Origin of the sequence: Streptomyces reniochalinae (assembly GCF_003323735.1) — a bacterium.
Lineage (GTDB): Bacteria > Actinomycetota > Actinomycetes > Streptomycetales > Streptomycetaceae > Streptomyces > Streptomyces reniochalinae.
This window is the reverse complement of sequence record NZ_QOIM01000024.1, coordinates 1-21225: the sequence shown is the minus strand read 5'-3', so window position 1 is coordinate 21225 and position 21225 is coordinate 1. Positions and strand designations below refer to the sequence as shown.

General features: G+C 73.7%; 21 protein-coding genes and 1 pseudogene. 8 read left to right on the top strand and 14 right to left on the bottom strand.

Annotation, left to right across the window (positions count from 1 at the left end; all coding sequences use genetic code 11):
* Positions 1 to 8: 8 nt before the first annotated feature.
* A complete protein-coding gene (locus DQ392_RS05520) occupies positions 9 to 635 on the bottom strand; it encodes an IclR family transcriptional regulator (RefSeq protein ID WP_425470488.1) in 627 nt (208 codons plus the stop codon).
* On the opposite strand from DQ392_RS05520, the gene DQ392_RS05515 reads away from it, so the two are divergent.
* Positions 585 to 1085, top strand: coding sequence for a Rieske 2Fe-2S domain-containing protein (locus tag DQ392_RS05515; RefSeq protein WP_425470487.1), 501 nt, complete (start codon positions 585 to 587; stop codon positions 1083 to 1085). The genes DQ392_RS05520 and DQ392_RS05515 overlap by 51 nt on opposite strands.
* A 184-nt stretch (positions 1086 to 1269) precedes the next feature.
* Here DQ392_RS05515 and DQ392_RS05505 read toward each other — a convergent pair whose 3' ends face one another.
* From DQ392_RS05505 to DQ392_RS05480, 6 genes are all read right to left on the bottom strand, one after another.
* Positions 1270 to 2103, bottom strand: a complete 834-nt coding sequence (locus DQ392_RS05505; RefSeq protein ID WP_114014353.1) for a class I SAM-dependent methyltransferase — start codon at positions 2101 to 2103, stop codon at positions 1270 to 1272.
* Positions 2104 to 2253: 150 nt separating this feature from the next.
* Positions 2254 to 2856 (bottom strand): TetR/AcrR family transcriptional regulator, encoded by a 603-nt coding sequence (locus DQ392_RS05500; RefSeq protein WP_114014352.1) that lies wholly within the window; start codon positions 2854 to 2856, stop codon positions 2254 to 2256.
* A gap of 63 nt (positions 2857 to 2919) precedes the next feature.
* Entirely contained in the window at positions 2920 to 4041 is a 1122-nt protein-coding gene (locus DQ392_RS05495; protein WP_114014351.1) for an NAD(P)H-dependent flavin oxidoreductase, read from the bottom strand.
* Entirely contained in the window at positions 4038 to 4793 is a 756-nt protein-coding gene (locus DQ392_RS05490; protein WP_114014350.1) for a CoA-transferase subunit beta, read from the bottom strand. The genes DQ392_RS05495 and DQ392_RS05490 overlap by 4 nt, the downstream gene beginning before the upstream one ends.
* Complete coding sequence (locus DQ392_RS05485; protein ID WP_425470486.1) at positions 4790 to 5671, bottom strand: CoA transferase subunit A; 882 nt, start codon at positions 5669 to 5671, stop codon at positions 4790 to 4792. The genes DQ392_RS05490 and DQ392_RS05485 overlap by 4 nt, the downstream gene beginning before the upstream one ends.
* A gap of 5 nt (positions 5672 to 5676) precedes the next feature.
* Positions 5677 to 6438 (bottom strand): enoyl-CoA hydratase family protein, encoded by a 762-nt coding sequence (locus tag DQ392_RS05480; RefSeq protein ID WP_114014349.1) that lies wholly within the window; start codon positions 6436 to 6438, stop codon positions 5677 to 5679.
* Between the two features lie 210 nt (positions 6439 to 6648).
* Here DQ392_RS05480 and DQ392_RS05475 point away from each other — a divergent pair, with 210 nt between their 5' ends.
* Positions 6649 to 7407, top strand: coding sequence for an SDR family oxidoreductase (locus DQ392_RS05475; protein WP_114014348.1), 759 nt, complete (start codon positions 6649 to 6651; stop codon positions 7405 to 7407).
* 64 nt (positions 7408 to 7471) lie between these two features.
* Positions 7472 to 8404 (top strand): SDR family oxidoreductase, encoded by a 933-nt coding sequence (locus tag DQ392_RS05470; protein WP_114014347.1) that lies wholly within the window; start codon positions 7472 to 7474, stop codon positions 8402 to 8404.
* A 130-nt stretch (positions 8405 to 8534) separates the two neighbouring features.
* Here the strand turns inward: DQ392_RS05470 and DQ392_RS05465 are convergent, their stop codons facing one another.
* Both DQ392_RS05465 and DQ392_RS05460 read right to left on the bottom strand, forming a co-directional pair.
* The gene (locus DQ392_RS05465; RefSeq protein ID WP_114014346.1) at positions 8535 to 9665 is read right to left on the bottom strand and encodes a TIGR03364 family FAD-dependent oxidoreductase; all 1131 of its coding nucleotides are present in this window, start codon (positions 9663 to 9665) and stop codon (positions 8535 to 8537) included.
* Positions 9646 to 11055, bottom strand: a complete 1410-nt coding sequence (locus tag DQ392_RS05460) for an MFS transporter (RefSeq protein ID WP_114014345.1) — start codon at positions 11053 to 11055, stop codon at positions 9646 to 9648. The genes DQ392_RS05465 and DQ392_RS05460 overlap by 20 nt, the downstream gene beginning before the upstream one ends.
* A 216-nt stretch (positions 11056 to 11271) precedes the next feature.
* On the opposite strand from DQ392_RS05460, the gene DQ392_RS05455 reads away from it, so the two are divergent.
* Positions 11272 to 12255, top strand: coding sequence for a LysR family transcriptional regulator (locus tag DQ392_RS05455; protein ID WP_114014344.1), 984 nt, complete (start codon positions 11272 to 11274; stop codon positions 12253 to 12255).
* Positions 12256 to 12371: 116 nt separating this feature from the next.
* Here the strand turns inward: DQ392_RS05455 and DQ392_RS05450 are convergent, their stop codons facing one another.
* The 3 genes from DQ392_RS05450 to DQ392_RS05440 all read right to left on the bottom strand — a co-directional run bounded on the left by DQ392_RS05450 (position 12372) and on the right by DQ392_RS05440 (position 15070).
* The gene (locus tag DQ392_RS05450) at positions 12372 to 13535 is read right to left on the bottom strand and encodes an acetyl-CoA C-acetyltransferase (protein ID WP_114014343.1); all 1164 of its coding nucleotides are present in this window, start codon (positions 13533 to 13535) and stop codon (positions 12372 to 12374) included.
* Between the two features lie 46 nt (positions 13536 to 13581).
* Positions 13582 to 14181: a TetR/AcrR family transcriptional regulator gene (locus tag DQ392_RS05445; protein WP_114014342.1), complete on the bottom strand. Its 600-nt coding sequence runs from the start codon at positions 14179 to 14181 to the stop codon at positions 13582 to 13584.
* Between the two features lie 88 nt (positions 14182 to 14269).
* On the bottom strand, positions 14270 to 15070 hold the full coding sequence (locus DQ392_RS05440) for an SDR family oxidoreductase (RefSeq protein ID WP_114014341.1): 801 nt from the start codon (positions 15068 to 15070) through the stop codon (positions 14270 to 14272).
* 193 nt (positions 15071 to 15263) lie between these two features.
* Here DQ392_RS05440 and DQ392_RS05435 point away from each other — a divergent pair, with 193 nt between their 5' ends.
* The 4 genes and pseudogenes from DQ392_RS05435 (at position 15264) to DQ392_RS36135 (ending at position 19670) form a co-directional block, all read left to right on the top strand.
* Complete coding sequence (locus DQ392_RS05435; RefSeq protein ID WP_114014340.1) at positions 15264 to 16169, top strand: enoyl-CoA hydratase; 906 nt, start codon at positions 15264 to 15266, stop codon at positions 16167 to 16169.
* Positions 16170 to 16171: 2 nt separating this feature from the next.
* Complete coding sequence (locus tag DQ392_RS05430; RefSeq protein WP_114014339.1) at positions 16172 to 17332, top strand: acyl-CoA dehydrogenase family protein; 1161 nt, start codon at positions 16172 to 16174, stop codon at positions 17330 to 17332.
* A 6-nt stretch (positions 17333 to 17338) separates the two neighbouring features.
* Positions 17339 to 18382, top strand: a complete 1044-nt coding sequence (locus DQ392_RS05425; protein ID WP_114014338.1) for an acyl-CoA dehydrogenase family protein — start codon at positions 17339 to 17341, stop codon at positions 18380 to 18382.
* Between the two features lie 110 nt (positions 18383 to 18492).
* A pseudogene (locus tag DQ392_RS36135) lies at positions 18493 to 19670 on the top strand (tyrosine-protein phosphatase).
* 102 nt (positions 19671 to 19772) lie between these two features.
* On the opposite strand, the gene DQ392_RS05410 reads toward DQ392_RS36135, so the two are convergent.
* Positions 19773 to 20600 carry an alpha/beta fold hydrolase gene (locus DQ392_RS05410; protein ID WP_114014337.1) on the bottom strand — a complete coding sequence of 276 codons (828 nt, stop codon included), beginning with the start codon at positions 20598 to 20600 and terminating at the stop codon, positions 19773 to 19775.
* A gap of 40 nt (positions 20601 to 20640) precedes the next feature.
* Entirely contained in the window at positions 20641 to 21048 is a 408-nt protein-coding gene (locus DQ392_RS34765; RefSeq protein ID WP_220182591.1) for a helix-turn-helix domain-containing protein, read from the bottom strand.
* Positions 21049 to 21225 lie beyond the last annotated feature (177 nt).

The window sequence follows — 21225 nt, the reverse complement described above, 5'->3', positions numbered from 1 at the left end:
GGGCGCGGTCAGCAGGCGCGGTTGGCTGAGGTGCGCCAGATGTGGGCGGCCGCCTGGCGGACCAGGGAGGGGAGGCCGGAAGCGGACCGTACGCGCTGGGCGGGGCCGCAGACGGAGGCGGCGGCCGGGGCGGGGGTGCACTCGCCCGCGCCGACCACCGGGGCGGCGACGCACGCGACGCCGCGGATGGCCTCCTCGCGGTCGTGGGCCACGCCGCGTTCCCGGATCTGTGCCAGTTCCGCGTGCAGCCGCTCGGGGATTCGTGCCGCCGTGGCGCGGGGCGCGTGGGCGAGCAGCGCCTTGCCCACTCCGGTCCGCGCGGCGGGCAGCCGGCCGCCGATCCGGGAGGGCAGCAGGGTGCCGAAGCGGTTGCCGACCTTGTCGAGGTAGACGACGTCCGCCGCGCCCTCGTCGAGGATCGCCAGGTGCGCCACAAGTCCCGTGGTGGCGTGCAGTTGGTGCAGGTGGGGCGCCGCGGCCTCGCGTACCCGGTCCTGGTGGATGACCAGGGCGCCCAGCTCCATGATGCGCATGCCGAGCCGGTAGGTGTGCGCGTCGCGGCGCAAGTACTTCACCTCGGCCAGGTGTTCCAGTATGCGGTGCGCGGAAAAGCGGGGGAGTCCGGTGCGGCGCACGACCTGGGCGAGGGTCAGTCCGTCGGCGCTCTCGAAGGCGGCAACCTCGCCGACGGCACCGTCAAGGGCGACGCGCTCGCCTGCCCCTTCCACGACTGGCGGTGGGGCGGCGACGGCGGGTGCGCCGGCATCCCGTACGCGCACCGGGTGCCGCGCCGGGCCCGTATCCGCGCCTGGCGCACGCTGGAGGAGAACAGGCAGCTGTTCGTCTGGCACGACCCGCAGGGCGCGTCACCTCCTGAGGGGGTGACGATCCCACGCATCGAGGGGGCGTTCAGCGGCGAGTGGAGCGACTCGACCTGGCACACGCTGCGCATCGACGGCGCCAACTGCCGCGAGATCGTGGACAACGTGGTCGACATGGCCCACTTCTTCTACGTCCACAACTCCTTCCCCACCTACTTCAACCTGGCGAGCCGCCGGAGCGCGGCCGCCGCAGGGGAGGCGTGACCGCGCCGTGCTGGAGCCCGTGACCTGCCGCACCTGCTCCACCCGGGTGCTGGTCGAGCAGCGCAGCCTCCCGCACACCACCGTGCAGTGGACTTCTCCGACCACCCGCTGCCCCGAACTGGCCGGGCACCGGCCCGCGGGCGTCGCGGTCTGCACCCGGCTGCGCGCCTCGATCGAAGGGGCGCTACGGGAGGGACGTGCGAGGGCGACCGGCGACGACGAGTGCCCCGGCTCCCGGCGCGGGCTCCGCGCTCACACGGATCTTGGACTGGCCGTGGCCGCGCAGCTCCCAGTCGTCCATGAAGCGGGCGCGCAGACCGTGGTCGTTGGCCAGGGCTGTGAGGGTCTCGGTGCGGTAGTAGAAGTCCTCGCGCAGTACGTGGTGCTCGCTGCCCAGGGTGCGGTCGAAGGTGAAGTCGAAGAAGCCGCCGGGCGCCAGTACGCGTCCGACGTGGGCCAGGCACTCGTCGATGATCTCCAGCGGGGAGTGCGAGAAGACGCTGTGCGCGTGGACGACGTCGAAGTGCGCGTCGGGGAGGAAGTCCAGGGTGAGGTCCTGGGTGAGGGTGAGGTGGGGCAGCTTGGCCTGGAGGCCCTCGGTGGTGAGGGTGCGTTTCGCCGCGACGAGCACGTCGGGGGAGATGTCGATGCCGTAGTAGTGGCCGGGGTCGAGGTAGTCGATGAAGCGCCGGCCCGCGCGCAGGTTGCCGCAGCCGATGTCGAGCATCCGGTGGCCGGGTTCGAGCCCGTGGGCGCGCAGGTAGTCGAACTGGAGCTCGCCCAGCTGGAGCCAGGCCTCGTGGGTGGGGCTGCCCACCGCGGCCTCGGGGCTGCGCCGGGTGTCGGAGGCCATGACGGCCCGGTAGTAACTGACGTGGTCACGGTGGGTGAAGGCCAGCCAGCGGTCACGTCCGGCGCGCTTGAGGTGGGCCGGGACGCGGTGCGGGTGCGTCAGGGCGTAGCGGACCTTGTGGGCGAGCGCGGTGCGGTCGGCGTGGAGGTTCTTCCTGCTGGCCATGCGTACTCCGTCTCCGTCACGGGGCCGCCCTGGACGGGGCCGCGGGAGCCCGCTGCGCGGGTGGTGAGTGGCTGGCGCCGTACGCACGCGCGGTGCGGTCGTACGACGAACGTGACTAGGCCAGTCTCGGCGGCGGCGGACGACGGCGGGTCAGCCGACTGAGCCGGTCGGCCCCTTCGGGTCACCCGCCGGTGCGACGCACGCGCCGTCGAGGTACAGCCGCGTCACCGACTCCGCGGCCTCGTCGAGCGAGTCCCCGATCAGCTGCGGGTACAGCAGCGCGCCCTGGATGAGCACCCCGTGCAGCGCACCGAGGCGTTGCGCGCTCAGATCGGTGCGGAAGGTGCCTTCCCGCTGCCCGCGCCGCGCCAGCTCGACCAGCGGCCCGGACACCGCCAGCTCGCGCTCGCTCGGACCCTCGGCAGGCCCTGAGGCCACCAGCGTCCAGTACGCGCGTCCCACCCCGAGCAGGGCGCGGGTGGTGCGCACCACCGTGGCGCGCAGCTCCCCGCCCTCGTGCAGTGCCGCGCGCACGGCGCGTACCCCCTCGTCGGCGGAGAACTGGGACAGCTCCGTCAGCAGCGCCTCACGCGTGGCGAAGTGCCGGTAGACGGTGGCCCGGCCCACTCCGGCGGCCCGCGCGATGTCCGCCATGCCGGCGCCCGTTCCCCGCTCGCGCAGCGCCGCCGCGGCTCCGCGCAGGATGACCCGCCGCTGACGCACCGACTGGGAGGGCTCTTCCGCACCGCTCACGCCAGGCACCCTACGCGGCCGTGACCCGGCGAAAAGCGCCGGCTCCGACGGCCGCCCTCGCCCTCAGGGAGTCCCCGGCGGCGCCGGCCCGGACGCGGCAGCCGGACCGGTGGCGACCCGCGAGGCCAGTTCGGTCAACCGCCGGGCCGCCTGCGCGACCGTCGTCTCCACCACCTCCGCCACGCTCGGCAGGTCGTCGATCAGCCCGGCGACCTGCCCCGCCGCCATCACCCCCGCGTCGGTACGTCCCTCCACCATGGCGGCCTTCAGCAGCATCGGGGTGTTGGCGGCCAGCAGCGTCTGGGAGAGGGTCAGATCCTTGCCGTGGCGCAGCGCCCGGCCGTCGCGGAGCATCGCCGCCCACGTCAGACCCGACTCCTTCTTGAAGGCGGCGGCGTGGCGCAGCGCCCGCAGCAGGGAGCCCACCCGGCCCGACGACTCCAGCGCGGCGACCATCTCACTGCGCAGCATCCGGTGCGGCAGTCCGTCGACCTTCGTGGTGACGGTGACGTCGGTGACCTTCGCCGCCAGATAGCGGGCCTTGACCGCGTCGGGCACCGTCGACTCGCGGGTCAGCAGGAACCGGGTGCCCATGGCGGCGCCGGCCGCGCCGTGACACAGCGCCGCGGCCAGCCCCCGCCCGTCGCGGAAGCCGCCCGCGCCGATGACCGGCAGGTCCACGGCGTCGACGACCTGCGGCAGCAGCACCGAGGTGGCGACCTGCCCGGTGTGCCCACCGCCCTCACCGCCCTGCACCAGGACCGCGTCCGCACCCCACGCGGCGACCTTCTCCGCGTGCCGGACCGCGCCGACGGACGGAATGACGACCACCCCGGCGTCCTTGAGCGTGCCGATCAGCTCCCGCGAGGGAGCGAGTGCGAACGAGGCCACGCGTACCCCCTCCTCGGTCAACAGCCGCACCCGCTCTGCCGCGTCCCCGGCGTCGGCGCGCAGGTTGACGCCGAACGGTGCCGCCGTGCGGGACCTGACCTCACGCACCGCCTCCCTGAGCCGGGGCAGCGACATCGTGGCGGACGCCAGGATGCCCAGCGCCCCCGCCTCTGCCGTCGCCGCGACCAGCCGTGGCCCGGCCACCCAGCCCATGCCGGTCTGCACGAGTGGGTGGCGCACCCCCGCGAGCGAGGTCAGCGGCGTGGTGAGGGGGCCCGCGGGGCCCGCGGTCATGCGGGCACCTCCCGGTCGCGGGCGCCGCCCGGATCCAGCACCTCGCGGATCAGCCGCAGTTCCTCCGCGCCCGGTTCCCGGGTGGTGGGCACCTCGTCCGGCACCTGGAGCTCGAACCCCGTGCGCTCCCGCACGAGTGGGACGTCGACGCCCGGGTGGACGCTCGCCAGCCGCATCCGGTGGTCGGCGGTGGCGAAGTCGAGCACCGCCAGGTCGGTGACGACGCGCCGCAGCCCGTGGAAGCGGGCGGCCGCGGGCCCCGCCTCGGCCGCCCGGTCGAAGCCCACGCCGCTGACCGTGTCCACACGTTCGACGAACACCCGCGCCGAGTGCCGGGGCACCCAGTAGGAGACCGGGTGGTTGACGGTGTTGGAGGGGGCGCCGCGCGCGCCGAGCAGCTGCCGCGCGGGCCGCTCCCACGGGCCGATGCAGGAGATGTTCTGGTTGCCGTACCTGTCGAGTTGGCTGGCGCCCATCATCATGTGGCGCCTGCCGCGCGCCGCGAGGGAGAGGTGCCTGCGGTACGGCAGCCAGCCCTCGATGTGCGTGGGGTCCTCGGGGTCGGCCAGCAGCATGGCCTCCGAGTCGGTCAGCAGCAGCTCGGGGCCGAAGGTCAGCCGCGCCAGGCGGGCGGCGAGGGCCGGGACGGTGCCGGCCGTGGCGGCCAGCACCTCCCCGTCGCCGCGCCACGCCTCGGCGCAGGCGACGACGCAGACTTCGGCACGGGTGGCGGCGGTGGCAGTGCGGGTCACTGGCTGGCGTCCTTCCGCTGTGAACCGGTCTCTTCCGCGAGGTCGTCGACGGCCCTGCGGTAGTCGTCCTCGTCTCCGGCCAGGAAGCGCTCCTCGAACGCCCGCCACGCCTGCGGGTCCCGCGCGGCCCGCACGTACGCGCGCTGGAACGCCTCGTCGCGCCCGTAGTCGGGGGCGCAGCTGGTGAAGTGCGCGCCGCGCGGCGTGTGCAGCACCCCGGTGACGTTCTGCCGCTGCACCAGCAGCGACTGCGGCGGCCCCTCGAACCGCTCCACGAGCTGCTCGCAGGACAGGTACGTACGCTCGGCGGCCTCGGTGAACAGGTCGTCGAAGAACGGGTCGGGGCCGCGGAACTGCCCGTTGCCCCGCACGTCGGCACGGTCGACGTGGACGAGCGCCACATCCATCCGCAGCGCGGGCGCCGCCAGCAGCTCCTCGCCGTCGTCGTACGGCGAGGTGACGGTGCGCAGCCGGGGGTTGTGGCGCGGCACGTCGGAGCCGAGGCCGCCGCGCACCGGCATGAACGGGAGCCGGTGCGCGGCCGCCGTCAGCCCCCACAGGAACATCGACTCGTCCCACTCCTCGAAGGCGAGAGCCCCCGACTCGCGGGCCGCCCGGAAGTGCGGCTCCAGCGGCACCGAGTCCAGCGTCACGAACGGCGCCACCAGCTTGCCGATCCGCCCGGCCGCCGCCAGCAGCCCCACGTCGGGCCCGCCGCAGGAGAGGACGGTCAGATCCTTCACGTTGGTCCGCAGCAGCGCCCGCACCAGCGCCATCGGCTTGCGGCGTGAGCCCCAGCCGCCGATGCCGACGGTCATGCCGGACTCGATGCGGGCGGCGAACTCCTCGGTCGTCAGCCGTTTGTCGAGGTCACTCACGTCGCTCAGCCTCCCTGCGCGGCACGCGCGTCGACGAAGGAGTTCCGGTGCCGGTCGGCGACACCGCTCAGGTTGGCCTCGAAGGTGAAGCCCTGTTCGTAGCGGTAGCTGCGGCGCACGTCCACGGGGTCGATCCCGTTGAGGGCTTCCTTGGCCAGGCGCAGCAGGTAGCCGTCCTTGCCGGCGATCTCCTCCGCCAGCCCCAGCGCCGCAGCCGGCAGCGTGTCCGCGCTCTCGGCCAGCTCCCACACGGCACCGTGGCGGTGCAGTTCGCGGGCGGTGAGGGTGCGCCCCGTGTAGTACAGGGTGCGCATCAGGTGGGGCGGCAGCATACGGGAGAGGTGGGTGGCCGCGCCGAGGGCTCCCCGGTCGAGCTCGGGGAGCCCGAAGGTGGCGTCCTCGCTCGCCACGATCGCGTCGGCGTTGCCCACCAGGCCGATGCCGCCGCCGAGGCAGTGGCCGTGGACGGCCGCGACGACGGGGACCTCGCACTCGTAGACCGCGGCGAACGCGGCGGCGCAGCCCCGGTTGGCCCCGATGAGGGCCTCGTGCCCCTCGGTGCGCTGCATCTCCTTGATGTCGACCCCGGCGTTGAACCCGCGGCCCCTGGCGGCCAGCACCACGGCGCGTACGGCCTGGTCGCGGCCCGCGGCGGTGAGGGCTTCGGCCAGGTCGTACCAGCCGCGTACGGGGAGGGCGTTGACGGGTGGATGGTCGACGGTCACCACGGCGACGCCGTCGCGTGGTGTGGAGGTGGAGACAGTCATGGCCGGATCAGCTACCTTTCCACCTAACGTTTGTTTGGTGAGAAGCTAGCAGTGCGCCGGTGCGCCGCGGAAGAGAGGAAGCCGTTTCACCGGTCCTGCCCGGTCGGCACCGCGACCGGGATCTGGGACCCGGCACCGGGTCCGCGACCGGGATCTGTGGCCCGGCACCGGACCGCCGCGGGCGTTACGGAACCAACCAGAGGGAGCACCATGACCGTGGTCGTCGTCACCGGCGGAACCCGCGGAGTGGGAGCGGGCATCGGCCGGGCGTTCCTGAGCACCGGCGCCGAGGTCGTCGTCTGCGGCCGCCACCCACCAGGGGCCCCGCTCACCGCGGCGGGCCGCGAAGCGCGCTACCTCCGCCTCGACGTCCGCGACCCGCACGCCGCGCAGGAATTCTGCGCCCAGGTCGCCCGCGACCACGGAGCCCTCGACGTCCTGGTCAACAACGCGGGCGGCACCCCCTACCGCCCCCTGTCCGAGGGCTCGGCGGACAACCACGCCCGCGTGATCGAGCTCAACCTGCTGGCCCCGCTCCACCTCTCCCGCGCCGCCCACGCCGTCATGCGCGAACAGACCGGAGGCGGCGCGATCGTGATGGTGGGCAGCGTCAGCGGCGAGCGCCCGTCGCCGGGCACGGCCGCGTACGGGGCGGCCAAGGCGGGCCTGGAGAACCTGGCGCGGTCGATGGCGATGGAGTGGGCCCAGGAGCGGATCCGGGTCAACACGGTCGTTGTCGGCATGGCCCGCACCGAGCGGACCGCACTGCACTACGGGGACGAGGCCGGGGTCGCGGCCGTCGGCGCCACGGTGCCCATGGGGCGGCTCGCCGAACCCGAGGAGGTGGGGGACGCCTGCGTCTTCCTGGCCTCGGACGCCGCCCGCTACATCTCCGGCGCCTCGCTCGCGGTCCACGGCGGCGGCGAACGCCCCGCCTTCTTGCACGCGGCGAACGTCAACAGGCCCTGAGCCGCCCACCACCGACCGAGGCCGTCCCACCCGAGGCCGGGCTCGGCCACCCCCAGGAGGACACATGTCCGCACAGCACGCGTCAGCTCCCCGGCCCGCCGAGGGCCGGGTCGTCGTCGTCACCGGAGCGGGGCGGGGTCTCGGCAGGGCGCACGCGCTCGCGTTCGCCCGCGCCGGCGCACGGGTCGTCGTCAACGACCTCGGCGTCGCGCTGGACGGCGCCACCGGTGCAAAGACGCCCGCCCGACAAGTGGCGGCCGAAATCCGTGCCGAGGGCGGTGAAGCCGCCGTGAGCACCGACGACGTCGCCGACAGCGCGGGCGCCGCCGGTCTTGTCCGCACGGCGCTCGACCACTTCGGCCGCCTCGACACCCTCGTCAACAACGCCGGTTTCCTGCGCGACCGGATGCTGGTCAACCTCGACGAGGACGACTGGGACGCCGTCGTCCGCGTCCACCTCAAGGGCCACTTCCTGCCGATGAAGCACGCGGCGGCGCACTGGCGTGCCGAGACGAAGGCGGGCCGCACCTCTGGGGCCCGCGTGGTGAACACCTCCTCCGGCGCGGGTCTGCTGGGCGCGGTGGGCCAGGGCAACTACACGGCGGCCAAGGCGGGGATCGCCGCGCTGACCCTGGTCGCGGCGGCGGAGTTCGGCCGCTACGGCGTCCAGGTCAACGCCGTCGCACCGGCCGCCCGCACCCGCATGACCGAGCAGACGTTCGCCGAGGACATGGCGGCGCCCACCGACGGCGGCTTCGACGCGATGGCCCCGGAGAACGTCTCACCCCTCGTCGTCTACCTGGGCTCTGCCGCGTCCGCCGGTGTCACAGGACGCGTCTTCGAGGCCGAGGGCGGCCGTATCACCGTCATGGACGGCTGGCGCCGCACCGCCCACACCGACAAGTCGGCCCGCTGGGACGTGACGGAACTGGACGCTCCGATCCGCAAGCTCCTGGACGAGGCCCCCGCCCCCGAACCGGTCTACGGGGCACAGTGAGGGCGCGGTGGGGGCGCGCGAGCGGGCGGGAGCCGTTCGGATGAACGGCTCCCGCGTTCCTATGCGTGGTGGCCCAGCACCCACGGCTCACCACCCACCGCTCACCGTCTGCCGTCAGGCGGTGGACGGCTCAGCCGACGACCTCCTCCGCGAGTCCGAACGAGAGGGTCATCCCCGCTCCGCCGACGCCGTTGACCACGGTCACTCCCGGTTCGGGGGTGGCGACGAACTCCGTACGGCCGTCCCGCAGCGACGGGTAGTACCCCTCCCACCGTTCGGTGATCTCAGTGGAGGGCACCTCGGCGAAGCGTGCCAGGTAGCGCAGCACCGCCTCGTTGACCGACTCGTCCTGGAACGGGTCGTGGGTCATCGCGTAGGCGTGGGAGTCGCCCACGGTCAGCCGCCCGTCCGCGGTCTGCGACAGCAGCACGTGGATGCCGTGCTCCCGCTCGAACGGCAGCTCGGCGGCGAGTCGTTCGGTGAGCCGCTGCCGGGCGGGCAGGCCGTCGAAGGCCGCGTAGTGCAGCAGGGTCAGTCCGCCGCACAGCATCGGGCCGAGCTGCCAGCCGCCGGGCTGCACGCCGGTGCGCATCATCTGCAGTTTGCAGCGGACCAGCCCGCTGTCGGCGAAGACCTCCGGATACAGGGTGGCGAAGTCGTTGCCGCTGCACACGTACACGCGCTCGGCCCGCCACGTGCCGCCCGTCGTGGTCACGTGCGGCATGTCGATGGCGCGTACGGTCTCGCCGAACCGCACGTGGACGCCGTACTCCCCGGCCAGGTGGGAGGCGACCGCGGGGATCGCGCCGCGTGGATCGACGTTGACCTCGGTGGGGCTCCACATCGCGGCGCTGAGCCCCTCGCGCCGTACGGCGGGGCCGCGGGACGCCGCCTCGGAGGCGGTCAGCATCCGGGCGCCGCGCTCCCTGGCCGCGGGCGCGGCGGCCAGGAACTCCTCCAGCACGGCCACCTCGTCCTCGTGGTGCGCCAGGTGCAGCGAGCCGGCCTCCGCCGCCCACAGCCCCGTCTTGGCGGCGACCTCCAGCCACACCTGGCGGCTGCGCAGCGCCCGCTCGTAGATGGGGCCGCGCTGCTGGCCGATGGCCCAGATCATGCCGAAGTTGCGTATCGAGGCGCCGGTGGCGAACGTGTCGCGCTCGAAGAGGGCGACACGGTCCCCCCGCCGCGCGGCGGCCAGCGCGTGGGCGAGTCCGACGATGCCGCCGCCGACGACCGCGGTGTCAACGCTCTTGGCTGTCATGTGTGTTCCCTTCTCCGGCGGCGCGTGGGCGCCGGTTCCAGTGCGGAAGCAGGAGCAGTCCCGCGAGCAGTGCGGCGCCCGCGAAGCCGTAGAAGAGCGCGTCGCCTGACAGGAAGCCGGGCAGCAGGCCGCCCAGCACCGCGCCGACGGAGCCGCAGCCGTTGACCAGCCCGGCTGCCGTGCCCGCGCCGCGCTCGGAACCGAAGTCGACGGCGGCCACGCAGGAGATCAGCGCGTCGGCCGCGTACACCGCCAGCCCGATCACCGCCAGCACGGCGATCATCACGCCGGGGCTGCCGGTCTCCGTGAGCGGCATGAACAGGGCCATGGCCGCCGTCAGCAGGGCGAGCGCGAGCACACAGGGCGGCACCCGGCGGGAGCGGAAGAGGGTGTCGGAGAGCCAGCCGCTGAGGATCGGGGCGATGACCCCGGTGACGCCGAAGGCGACGGGGATCAGCGTCGCGCCGACCTTGTCGATCTCCGGCAGCCGTCTGGAGACCAGCACGGGGCCCCACAGCAGGATCGCGTAGCGGGCGGGTTTCAGCAGGAAGTAGGCGGCGCCCAGCGTCGGCACCATCTTCTCGCGCAGCGTCTCGCGGTAGAGGGCCGCCATGCCCCGCCGTGCCGTGGCCGGCGGCTCGGGCCGCTCCTCCCGTGCCGGCTCTTCCCCGTCCGGCTCGTCGGTGGCCGGTTCGAGCCCCACGTCCTGCGGCCGGTTCCGCTGGAGGAGAAGGAAGAGCGCGAGCACCACCGTGAGCGTGGCGGCGCCGGTGAAGAACGCGGCACGCCAGGTGTCGAAGACGGAGTACGCCCACCAGCCGAGGAACGGGGGTGCGGCCAGCCCGCCGAACGCGTAGTTGGTGCTCCACACCCCCAGCACCCGGCCGCGCTCGGAGACGGCGAAGAAGTTGCTCATGTTCTTGCACAGCGGCGCCCACCCGGCGGACTGGGCCAGGCCCTGGACGACCATCGCGGCGCCGAACGCCAGCAGGGTGCCGCTGATCCCCATCGTCACCGCGGCCACCACGGCGCCCGCCATGCCGCCCGCCACCACCACGCGCGGGCCGAACCTGTCGGCCCACATCCCCCAGGTGAACTGGCCCACCGCGTACGCCACCAGGTAGATCGCGTCCACCACGCCCAGCACGCGTTCGGTCAGTACGCCGCCCACGAGCGGGTCGTCGAGGATGCCGAGTTTCGCGACGGAGAACGCCTGCCGTACGAAGTAGAAGCCCGCGTAGGCGATCCAGGTGATGGCGAAGATCTGCCGGCGCCAGCGGGTGGCCCGGCGCCAGGGCTGGGTGCGGCGCACCGCCTCCCGGGTGCTCAGCGGTCGCTCGGTGTGTCCGGTTGTCCCGTGCTCTCTGTCCGGTGGTGCGAGGTCGGCCATGGCGGGTCCTGTCCTCGGCGGAAGGGGGGAGAGATGAGGGTGTGAGGGGGCGAGGGGCTGCCGTCATGGGTAGCACCGGCCGCGAGGCCGTCAGAACCACCGGAAGCGCTATACCGCCCATAACCACGCGCATCCCGGCCCGACCCCTCACGGTCAGCGGTTTTCCGGGGTACTCTCGCCGCGCACGCCGGTCGTGCCGGTCGTCATGGGAGCGCCGTGGAACTCAACCTTCACCGACTGTGGATCTTCATGAAGGTCGTCGAGCACCAGGGCTTCTCCGCCGCGGCGCGAGAGCTGTACATGAGCCAGCCCTCCGTCTCCAACCAGGTCCGCCGCCTCGAACAGTCCCTGCACGTGCCGCTGATCGACCGGTCGGGGGTGCGCGCCACCCCCACCGCCGAGGGCGAGGTGCTGGCCGCGTACGGCGAGCGGGTCTTCCTGCTCGCCCAGGAGGCCGTCGCGGCGGTCCGGCAGGTGAGCGGGCTGGTCACCGGGCGGCTGCTGGTGGGCGGCTCCACCACGGTCGGCACCTACCTGCTGCCCGCGCTGCTGGCCCGCTACCGCGCCGCGCACCCCGGGATCGAGTGCGACATCTACGTCGGCAACAACGAGGCCGTCCAGGAGCGTCTGCTGAGCGGCCAGATCGGTGTCGCCGTGGTCGCGGGTCTTCCGCACGCCGCGCAGCTGCGTGCGGAGGCGGTGCTGGGGGAGCGGCTCGTGCTGATCGCCCCGCCCGGGCATCCGCTCGCCGCGGCAGGCGGCCCGGTCACCCCCGAGGCGCTGGCCGAGCAGCGTTTCCTGCTGCGTGAGCCGGGCTCCCAGACCAGGGAACTCCAGGAGCAGGTGCTGGAGGAGTGGGGGCTGGGGCAGGCGCCGCGCGGTGACGTGTGGGGCCCTGAGGCCGTCAAACAGTGTGTGGCCGCGGGGCTGGGGCTCGCGCTGATCTCCGAGCACGCGGTGGACGGCGAGGCACGGGCGGGCACGCTGGCCGTGCTCCCGGTGCACCCGCGGCCACGTGCCCGGCCCATCAGCCTGGTGAGCCGCAGAGACCGCCTGCTCTCCCCGGCCGAACGCGCCTTCGTCGCCCTGCTGCGCTCTCAACACGACTGGCCGCACGGCAGGGGCGCGTGTGCACCCCAATGGGCCGGGGAGAACGGCGCGACCAACCAGGACGGCGCCGCACACGACCAACGTGCCTAGCCACCCACCCCGTCACGGCCGACACCCAGCGGGCGCGGGGAACGGCGCGCCGAGCCCCAACGGCGCCGCAGCCACCGAACGACCCGCGCCTCTCTGAAAAGAGAGGCGCACACGCGTCACACCCGTTCGATGACCGTCACGTTCGCCTGCCCACCGCCCTCACACATGGTCTGGAGGCCGTACCGCCCACCGGTGCGCTCCAGTTCGTGCAGCAGTGTCGTCATCAGCCTGGTACCGGTGGCACCCAACGGGTGCCCGAGCGCGATGGCGCCGCCGTTGACGTTGACCTTCTCGGGGTCGCAGCCGGTGTCCCTGAGCCAGGCCAGGACGACGGAGGCGAACGCCTCGTTGATCTCGACGAGGTCGATGTCGTCCAGGGACATGCCGGCCCGTTCGAGGGCGTGCGCGGTCGCCGGGATGGGCGCCGAGAGCATGCGGACGGGGTCCTCGCCGCGCGCCGAGAGGTGGTGCACGCGGGCGCGCGGGGTCAGGCCGTGGACGCGCACGGCCTCTTCGGAGGCGAGCAGCACGGCTGAGGAGGCGTCGGAGATCTGGGAGGAGACGGCCGCGGTGAGCCGTCCGCCTTCGACCAGCGGGTCGAGGGAGGCCATCTTCTCCAGGGTGGTGCCGCGCCGGGGTCCCTCGTCGGTCGCGTGGTCGCCCAGCGGTGCGGTCTCCCGCTCGAAGTGGCCCTCGTCGAGCGCGCGGACGGCGCGCTGGTGGGAGCGCAGGGCCCAGCGTTCCATCTCCTCGCGGCTGACGTCCCACTGCTCGGCGATCAGTTCGGCGCCGTGGAACTGGTTGACGGGCGCGTCGCCGTAGCGGGCCCGCCAGCCGGTGGAGCCGTGGTAGGGGCCCTCGGTGAGGCCGAGGGGGTCGCCGGCCTGGCGGGAGGCGTAGGCGATGGGGATCTGCGACATGTTCTGCACGCCGCCGGCCACCACCAGGTCGCAGGTGCCCGACATGACGGCTTGGGCCGCGAAGTGCAGGGCCTGCTGGGAGGAGCCGCACTGGCGGTCGACGGTGACGCCGGGCACCGACTCGGGCAGTCCTGCGGCCAGCCAGGCGGTGCGGGCGATGTCCCCGGCCTGTGGTCCGACGGTGTCCAGGCAGCCGAGGACGACGTCCTCGACGGCTTCCGGGTCCACGCCCGCCCGCTCGACCAGCGCGCGCAGCGTGTGCGCGGCCATGTCCGCCGGGTGGACGTCGGCCAGCGCGCCGCCGCGCTTGCCGACGGGGGTCCTGACCGCTTCGACTATGAGGGCCTCGCCGCGGGACATCCCGTTCACACTCCTCGCTTGGGTGGGGCCACCGGAAACGTGCGTCTCAGGTGGCGATTCCGTCGAGCACCATCGACGTGTACTGCTCGGCGATCTCGGCCGCGCTCTTGCGCCCCTCGGGCCGGAACCAGACGGCTGCCACCCAGACGGTGTCGCGCACGAACCGGTAGGCGACGGGCACGTCGAGGCCGGCCCGGAAGCTGCCGTCGGCCACGCCGCGCTCCAGGGTGCGGGTCCACAGTTTCTGGAACCGTTCCTGGGAGTCGGCCAGGTAGCGGAACCGTTCCTGGGAGGCGAGCCGGCGTGCTTCCTTCTGGTAGATGACGACGGCGGGGCGGTGCCGTTCCATCTGCCGGAACGACTCGGTGACCAGCCCTTCGAATGTGGCGCGTGGTGCCGCGCCGGTCTCCTCGATCCGCTGGTAGCCCTCCCACAGGTCGGTGAGGAAGGCGCTGAGGATCTCGTCCGCCATCGACTCCTTGGAGTCGAAGTGGTAGTAGAGGCTGCCCGCGAGCATTCCGGCGCGGTCCGCGATGGTGCGGACGGTCGTGGCGTTGTAGCCCAGCTCCGCGAACACCTCGGCCGCGGTCGCCAGCAGTTCGGCCCGGCGCCCGGCGCTGTGGGGGGTCTTCTTCGACGTCACCATGCGTCCATTGTCCGTCGGGCGGCGCGGGCGCTGGTCAGGATCGTTGCCGGCCTCACGGGCCCGATGGGCTTCATGGGCTCCTCGGGCCTCACGGGTGGCGGCTGCTGACGGCGACCGTCTCGCCCGTCATGTACGAGGAGTAGTCGCTGGCCAGGAAGACGATCACGTTGGCGACCTCCCACGGCTCGGCGTGCCGGCCGAACGCCTCCCGGGAGGTCAGTTCGGCCAGGAGTTCGGGGGTGGTGACCTTCACCAGGTTGTCGTGCAGGGCCAGGGAGGGCGAGACGGCGTTGATCCGTACGCCGAGTTCGGCGGCCTCCAGCGCGGCGCAGCGGGTCAGTGCCATGACGCCGGCCTTGGCCGCCGCGTAGTGCGCCTGGCCGCGCTGGGCACGCCAGCCGACGACCGAGGCGTTGTTGACGATCACTCCGCCGTCGGGCTGGTCGCGCATCGTCCGCAGGGCCGCGCGGGTGCAGCGGAAGGTGCCGCCCAGGGTGACGTCCACGACGCGGGAGAACTGCTCGTCGGTCATCTCCGCCACTTCGGCGGTGCCGCCGAGGCCCGCGTTGTTGACGAGCACGTCGATGCGGCCGTGGTGGGCGGTGCAGGCGTCCAGGAGGGCACGCACCTCGTCCTCGTCGGTGACGTCGCAGCGCACGGCCCGCACGCGCTCGGCTCCGAACTCCGCGGCCAGCGCCCGCGCGCTCTCGCCGAGGCGGCGTTCGTGGGTGTCGCCGATGACGACGCCCTCGGCGCCTTCTTCCAGGACGCGGCGTGCCGTCGCCCCGCCGATCCCGCTTCCGGCGGCGGCGGTGACGACGACGGAGCGGCCGGCCAGCAGCCCGTGCGGGGCTGGGCAGGCGGGCGGGGTGCTGCTCGCTCGGATCACGCGGGGCCCCTTCTGTGGTGGTCGCCGTCTTCCCCGGTTCTGCGGTGGTGTTTCCCCGGTCCGGCGGTGGTCGCGGCCGGCTCCGCCGCCTGGTGCGGGTCTCGACGTGCCGTCGGGGCCAAGCTAATCTACCAAACACTTGTTAGGGAAGCCTTCGCCGAGGAGAGCACGCGAGCACCGAGGAGAGCAGCCCATGCCCGACGACACCGAGAAGAACCCCGGCGCGGCCGACGTCGTGACCTACGAGCGCGCCGGCGCGGTCGCCCGCGTCACCCTCAACCGGCCCGACTACCGCAACGCGCAGAACTCCGCGATGACCTACGCCCTCGACGCGGCCTTCCAGCGCGCCGCCGCCGACGACGAGGTCCATGCGCTCGTCCTCGCGGGCGCGGGCAAGCACTTCAGCGCGGGACACGACATCGGCACCCCCGAACGCGACGCCCACCTGACCTTCCCCCGCAAGGCGTCACTGTGGTGGGACCACGTCGGCAAGGAGGGCGCCGACGCGCGGTACGCCCGCGAGTTTGAGGTCTACCTGGGCATGTGCCGCCGCTGGCGCGAGCTGCCCAAGCCCGTCGTCTGCGCCGTGCAGGGCGCCTGCGTGGCCGGCGGACTGATGCTCGCCTGGGTGTGCGACCTGATCGTGGCCAGCGAGGACGCCTTCTTCGCCGACCCGGTCGTGCGCATGGGCGTCCCCGGCGTCGAGTACTTCGCCCACCCCTGGGTGATGGGGCCGCGCATCGCCAAGGAGTTCCTCTACACCGGGGAGAGGATGAGCGCGCGGCGCGCGTACGAGATCGGGATGGTCAACCGCGTCGTCCCGCGCGCCGGCCTCGCCGCCGAAGCCGACGCGCTGGCCGCCCGCATCGCCGGGATGCCGCGCTTCGGACTCGCCCTGACCAAGCGTGCCGTCAACCAGGCCGAGGACCTGATGGGCCTGCACAACGGCCTCGACTCCGTCTTCGGCCTGCACCACGTGGCGCACGCGCACAACGCCGAGACCGGGGCCGACGCGCTCGGCGGCATGGACGCGCGCGCGATGCGGGACGCCGCACGGCGCCCCGCCTCACCTGCGGCCGAAGCACCCGAGGGAGCCTGACCATGGATCTGGACCTCACCTCGGCCGAGGAGGCGTTCAGGGCCGAGGCGCGGGCCTGGCTCGCCGCGCACGTGCCCGCCGAGCCGCTGCCCTCGCTGGAGACGGCGGAGGGCTTCGCCGCCCACCGGGCCTGGGAACGCCTGCTCTACGACGGCGGCTGGTCGGTCGTCTCCTGGCCCCGTGCCCTGGGTGGCCGCGAGGCGAGCCTGACCGAGTGGCTGCTCTTCGAGGAGGAGTACTACGCGGCGGGCGCTCCGGGGCGCGTGAGCCAGAACGGCATCAACCTCCTCGCCCCCACCCTCTTCGCCCACGGCACCGAGGACCAACTGGCCCGCGTCCTGCCCGCGATGGCCTCGGGTGAGACGATCTGGGCCCAGGCATGGTCGGAACCGGAGGCGGGGTCCGACCTGGCCTCGCTGCGCGCCCGCGCCGAGCGCACCGACCGCGGCGGCGGCGGCTGGCTGCTGAGCGGTCAGAAGACCTGGTCGTCGCGGGCCGCGTTCGCCGACCGCGCCTTCGGGCTCTTCCGCACGGATCCGGAGGCGGAGCGGCACCGCGGCCTGAGCTACCTGATGTTCCCGCTGGACGCGGAGGGCGTCACCGTGCGGCCCATCGGACGCCTGGACGGCAAGCCCGCCTTCGCACAGATCTTTCTCGACCGCGTGTTCGTGCCGGACGCGGACGTCATCGGCGAGGCCCAAGCGGGATGGCGCGCCGCCATGTCGACCGCGGGCAACGAGCGCGGACTCACGCTGCGCTCACCCGGGCGGTTCACGGCCGCCGCCGCACGCCTGCGGGACCTGTGGCGGCAGTACGCCGACCCCGCCGACACCGCGCGCGCCGGACAGGTGGCCGACGTGTGGATCAAGGCCCGCGCCTACCAACTGGCAGGCTACGCGGCGGCGTCCGCGCCCGGGGACCCGAAGGCCGCCATCCCCTCCTCCATGAACAAGCTCTTCTGGTCCGAACTGGACATCGAACTCCACGACACCGCCCTCGACCTGCTCGGACCCGGCACCGCCGAGATCACCGAGGGGCTGGAGGAGTCCGCCTGGCTGGACGGCTGGACCTTCGCACAAGCGGGCCCGGTCTACGCCGGGACCAACGAGATCCAGCGCGACATCGTCGCCGAGCGCGTGCTCGGCCTGCCGAGGGGACGCTGAACAGCCATGCGCCTGCTGCCCGACCAGGACCAGACCGCCTACGCCCGCACGGTGCGCGGGATTCTCACCGACGCCTCGCCACCCCAGGCCGCCCGGGCCTGGGCCGCGGGCGACCACGCGCAGGGGCGCGCCCTGTGGCGCTCCCTCGCCGCGACCGGCCTGCCCGCCCTCGCCGTACCCGAGGCAAGCGGCGGCCTCGGCTGGTACCCGGCCGCACTGGCCGCCGCCTTCGTCGAAATCGGCCACGCCGGAGCCCCGGGGCCGCTCGTCGAGACGGTCGCCCTGGCGGCGGCGCTGCCGGGTACCCCCTCCTGGAGCGAGGACCTGCTGACGGGCGACCTGCTGGCGACGGTCGCCGACCCGGCGGCCCGCGGCTACGCGGTCGACGCCCACGCCGCCGACGCCGCCTACGTCCTGACCCACCGGACCGGCGCGTCACCCGCGCGCGGGGGCGGCGCACCGGGGCCGGGGAGCTGGGCCCCGGCAGCCGGAGCGCGACCCGCGGCGCTCTGCGTCGCCGCCCCGTGCGGCGCCCCGCTGCCGTCCCTCGACCCGACCCGGCACCTGACCCTGTGCACCCCGGGCGAGGCGGTGCCGGGCGACACCGGACGGCTGCGGGCGCTGGCCACGCTGCTGACGGCGGCGCAACTGCTGGGCGCGGGCCAGGCGCTGCTCGCGGGCAGCGTGGAGTACGCCGGTGCGCGGCACCAGTTCGGGAGGGCCATCGGCTCCTTCCAGGCCGTCAAGCACCAACTGGCGGACGCCGCCGTCGCGCTGGAGTTCGCGGCGCCGCTGCTGCGCGGCGCGGCGCTGGCCGTACGCGGGGACGCGGCGGCGGACCCACGCGACCTGCCCGCCGCCAAGGCGGCCTGCACGGGGGCCGCCCACCGCGCGGCCCGCACCGCGCTGCGGGTGCACGGCGCCGTCGGCTACACCGACGAGTACGACCTCACCCTGCTGCTCCGCAAGGTCCATGCCCTGCGGACGGCGTGGGGCACCGAGGCCGCCTGCCGGGCCGCCGTCCTCGCGGACGGACCGCTGCCCGACTGACCCCCTGCTGCCGGGGAACACCACGGCGCGGGAGGTCCGCGTACGGCGGCTCGTCCCGGTCACCGGGCGCGCGCCTGTCAGCGCCGCGCCGCCCTTCCTCCGTTCACGGCATGCGACTGACGAGGAGAGCCCCGAGGGGCCGGAAACGTGCGAGGGCAGGGGCGGCGGTCGTCGTCGCCCTGGTGGCGGCAGGGTGCGGCGACGGGTCCCGCCAGAGGCGCGCGGAAGTGGCGCCGGGCGTCGTCCCGTTCACCTCGGCGGTGGTGACCGACCACGCGGACGGCACCTCGACGGTGCGGTGGTCGGCCCCGGGCGCCGGATCGGTCACCGTCTACGCCGAGGGCGAGGGCGAGGGCGAGGGCGAGGGCGAGGGCGAGGGCGAGGGCGAGGGCGAGGGCGAGGAAGAGGGTGACGAGGGCGGCGGCCGCGTCGCCGAGGGGGAGGCACGCGGCGCGGTCACCCTGCGGTCCCCCGAGCAGGACGGGCGCCGGTGGTTCCGGCTGGTTCCCGACAAGGGCCGCTCCCTGCGGCTCGCCGACCGCTCCCTCCACCTCGCCTCCCTCCCCAACTTCCGTGACGCGGGCGGATACCGCACCGCGGACGGGCGGTGGGTGGCGATGGGCAAGCTCTACCGTTCGGCGAGCCTCGACCGGCTCTCCGCCGCCGACCGCCGCACGCTGCACCGGCTCGGCATCGACCCGGTGCTCGACCTGCGCACCGCCGGCGAGGCGCGGAAGCAGCCCGACGCCCTCGGCCAGGGGGAGCGGCCGCGGCGGCTCGACGTGCTGGGCGGCGGTGCGTCCATCGCCAACACCCAGCCCACCTCGGCGGACCACGCCCGCACGCTGCTGCGGGACTCCTACGGCGAGTTCGTCGCCGCGGGGACCGGACGCGGGCCTACCGCGACCTGTTCACCGAGGCCGCGGACCCGGACGGCGAGGCGGTCCTCTACCACTGCACCGCGGGCAAGGACCGCACCGGCTGGGCCTCGGCCGCCCTCCTCACGGCGCTGGGCGTGCCCCGCTCCACCGTCGTGCGCGACTACCTGGCCTCCAACCGCTACCTGACCGCCTACAACCGCCAGGCACGCGCCCACCTGCCCGACGCGGTGGAGGACGCCTACGAACCGCTGCTCGGTGTGCGCAAGACCTACCTCGCCGCGTCCTTCGCGCGCGTCGAGCGGGACTACGGCAGCTTCGACCACTACCTGTCCTCCGGCCTGCGCCTGGACAGCGACGACCTGGCCGCCCTGCGCGGCGAACTTCTGGTGGGCGAACCGGATCCCTGACGGCCGAAGCCCGACGACACCGACGGCTCGACTGCACCGAAGAACCGATCGCACCGGAGAACCGGCGGCCCGACGCGCCCGTGCGCCGGGAACCGGTTCGGCTCAGCTGCCGAGGAAGGCGAGCAGGTCCTCGTGGAAGCGCTCCTTGTCGCCGGGGACCAGGGCCAGACCGTGGGAGCCGCCCTCGTAGACCTTCAGCGTCGCGTCCGGGAGGAGGCCGGCCGCCCTGCGGGCCGTGGCCTCCAGAGGCACGATCCGGTCGTCGTCGCCGTGGACGACGAGGGTGGGCACGGTGAACCGCCGCAGATCGTCGGTGAAGTCCGTGTACTGGAAGGCCGTCACGCAGTCGACCCCCGCCTTGATGCTCTGGTGCATGGCCATGTACCAGAAGGCGTCCTTGTTGCCCTGGGTGGCGCGGGAGTCGGGGGCGTCCGCGCTGAAGAACTGCCCGGCCAGCTCCTGCCAGTACTGCGAGCGCTCCCGCAGGATGCCGTTCCTGATGTCGTCGAACACCTCACCCGGCACGCCCTGGGGGTTGCCTTCGGAGCGCAGCATGGCGGGCGTGATCGCCGACAGCAGCACCGCCTTGCTGACCCGCCCCGCACCGTGCAGCCCGATGTACCGGGCCAGTTCGCCGCCGCCCATGGAGTGTCCGACCAGCACCACGTCCCGCAGGTCGAGGTGGGTGAGGAGGCAGTTGAGGTCCTCGGCGAAGGTGTCGAAGTCGTAGCCGTCCCAGGGCTGTGCCGAGCGGCCGTGGCCGCGGCGGTCGTGGGCGATGCCGTGGTAGCCGTTCTCGGCGACGAGCTTCAGCTGGTCGTCCCAGGCGTCGGCGTCGAGGGGCCAGCCGTGGATGAAGACGACCGCGGGGCCTTCGCCCCAGCTCTTGTAGAAGATCTCCGTACCGTCGCGGGCCGTCACGGTGCTCATGGGCGCCTCCTCGCACGGGTCACGAGTCACGGGCCGCGGGTCACGGGTCCACGGGCCCGCGAGCCCACGGGTCACGCGTCCCGTTCGACGCTAGGCCATTCGGAGGAAGCGTGCAAAAGGTACAGAGGGCGGAGAGACCTGGACGGCACGCACGGGGGGCGTCACGTCCGCGGGGCCAGCCGCTCTTGCAGCCAGGCCGCTCCCGCAGCCAGGCCGCCGCCTCGTCCAGGGCCTCGCGGGCCTCGGGGAGCAGGCCGAAGAAGGCGAGGAAGCCGTGGAAGACGCCCGGCGCGGTACGTCGCCGCGCGGACGGCAGCCGGTCCGCGTAGGCGAGGCCCTCGTCGCGCAACGGGTCGCATCCGAGCGCCGCCGCGGCACGGCTGATGCTGCCCGCGCGCACGATGGTGACGAAGGACCGCAGCCATGCGGTCTCCAGATCCCTGGGCATAACGATTCCTTATGTCGGCTCCAGCGGATGAGCCTCTACCTATGGCGTGGCCCGGGTGAGCTTGTTCCGCTTTGACGGACACCGTCGGTGTGGTGGTCAGGCCGCTGTGGCGGCGGCTTCGTAGTCGGCGGGGGTTCGGTAGCCGAGGCTGCTGTGCAGGCGTTTGAGGTTGTACCA

Bases quoted from the DNA above. Each gene is read 5' to 3' on its own strand.
- DQ392_RS05495 (WP_114014351.1), bottom strand. From the start codon at position 4,041: ATGACCGCGGGCCCCGCGGGCCCCCTCACCACGCCGCTGACCTCGCTC.
- DQ392_RS05505 (WP_114014353.1), bottom strand. From the start codon at position 2,103: ATGGCCAGCAGGAAGAACCTCCACGCCGACCGCACCGCGCTCGCCCAC.
- DQ392_RS05445 (WP_114014342.1), bottom strand. From the start codon at position 14,181: ATGGTGACGTCGAAGAAGACCCCCCACAGCGCCGGGCGCCGGGCCGAA.
- DQ392_RS05410 (WP_114014337.1), bottom strand. From the start codon at position 20,600: ATGAGCACCGTGACGGCCCGCGACGGTACGGAGATCTTCTACAAGAGC.
- DQ392_RS05480 (WP_114014349.1), bottom strand. From the start codon at position 6,438: ATGACTGTCTCCACCTCCACACCACGCGACGGCGTCGCCGTGGTGACC.
- DQ392_RS34765 (WP_220182591.1), bottom strand. From the start codon at position 21,048: ATGCCCAGGGATCTGGAGACCGCATGGCTGCGGTCCTTCGTCACCATC.
- DQ392_RS05430 (WP_114014339.1), top strand. From the start codon at position 16,172: ATGGATCTGGACCTCACCTCGGCCGAGGAGGCGTTCAGGGCCGAGGCG.
- DQ392_RS05470 (WP_114014347.1), top strand. From the start codon at position 7,472: ATGTCCGCACAGCACGCGTCAGCTCCCCGGCCCGCCGAGGGCCGGGTC.
- DQ392_RS05435 (WP_114014340.1), top strand. From the start codon at position 15,264: ATGCCCGACGACACCGAGAAGAACCCCGGCGCGGCCGACGTCGTGACC.
- DQ392_RS05450 (WP_114014343.1), bottom strand. From the start codon at position 13,535: ATGTCCCGCGGCGAGGCCCTCATAGTCGAAGCGGTCAGGACCCCCGTC.
- DQ392_RS05475 (WP_114014348.1), top strand. From the start codon at position 6,649: ATGACCGTGGTCGTCGTCACCGGCGGAACCCGCGGAGTGGGAGCGGGC.
- DQ392_RS05460 (WP_114014345.1), bottom strand. From the start codon at position 11,055: ATGGCCGACCTCGCACCACCGGACAGAGAGCACGGGACAACCGGACAC.
- DQ392_RS05465 (WP_114014346.1), bottom strand. From the start codon at position 9,665: ATGACAGCCAAGAGCGTTGACACCGCGGTCGTCGGCGGCGGCATCGTC.
- DQ392_RS05425 (WP_114014338.1), top strand. From the start codon at position 17,339: ATGCGCCTGCTGCCCGACCAGGACCAGACCGCCTACGCCCGCACGGTG.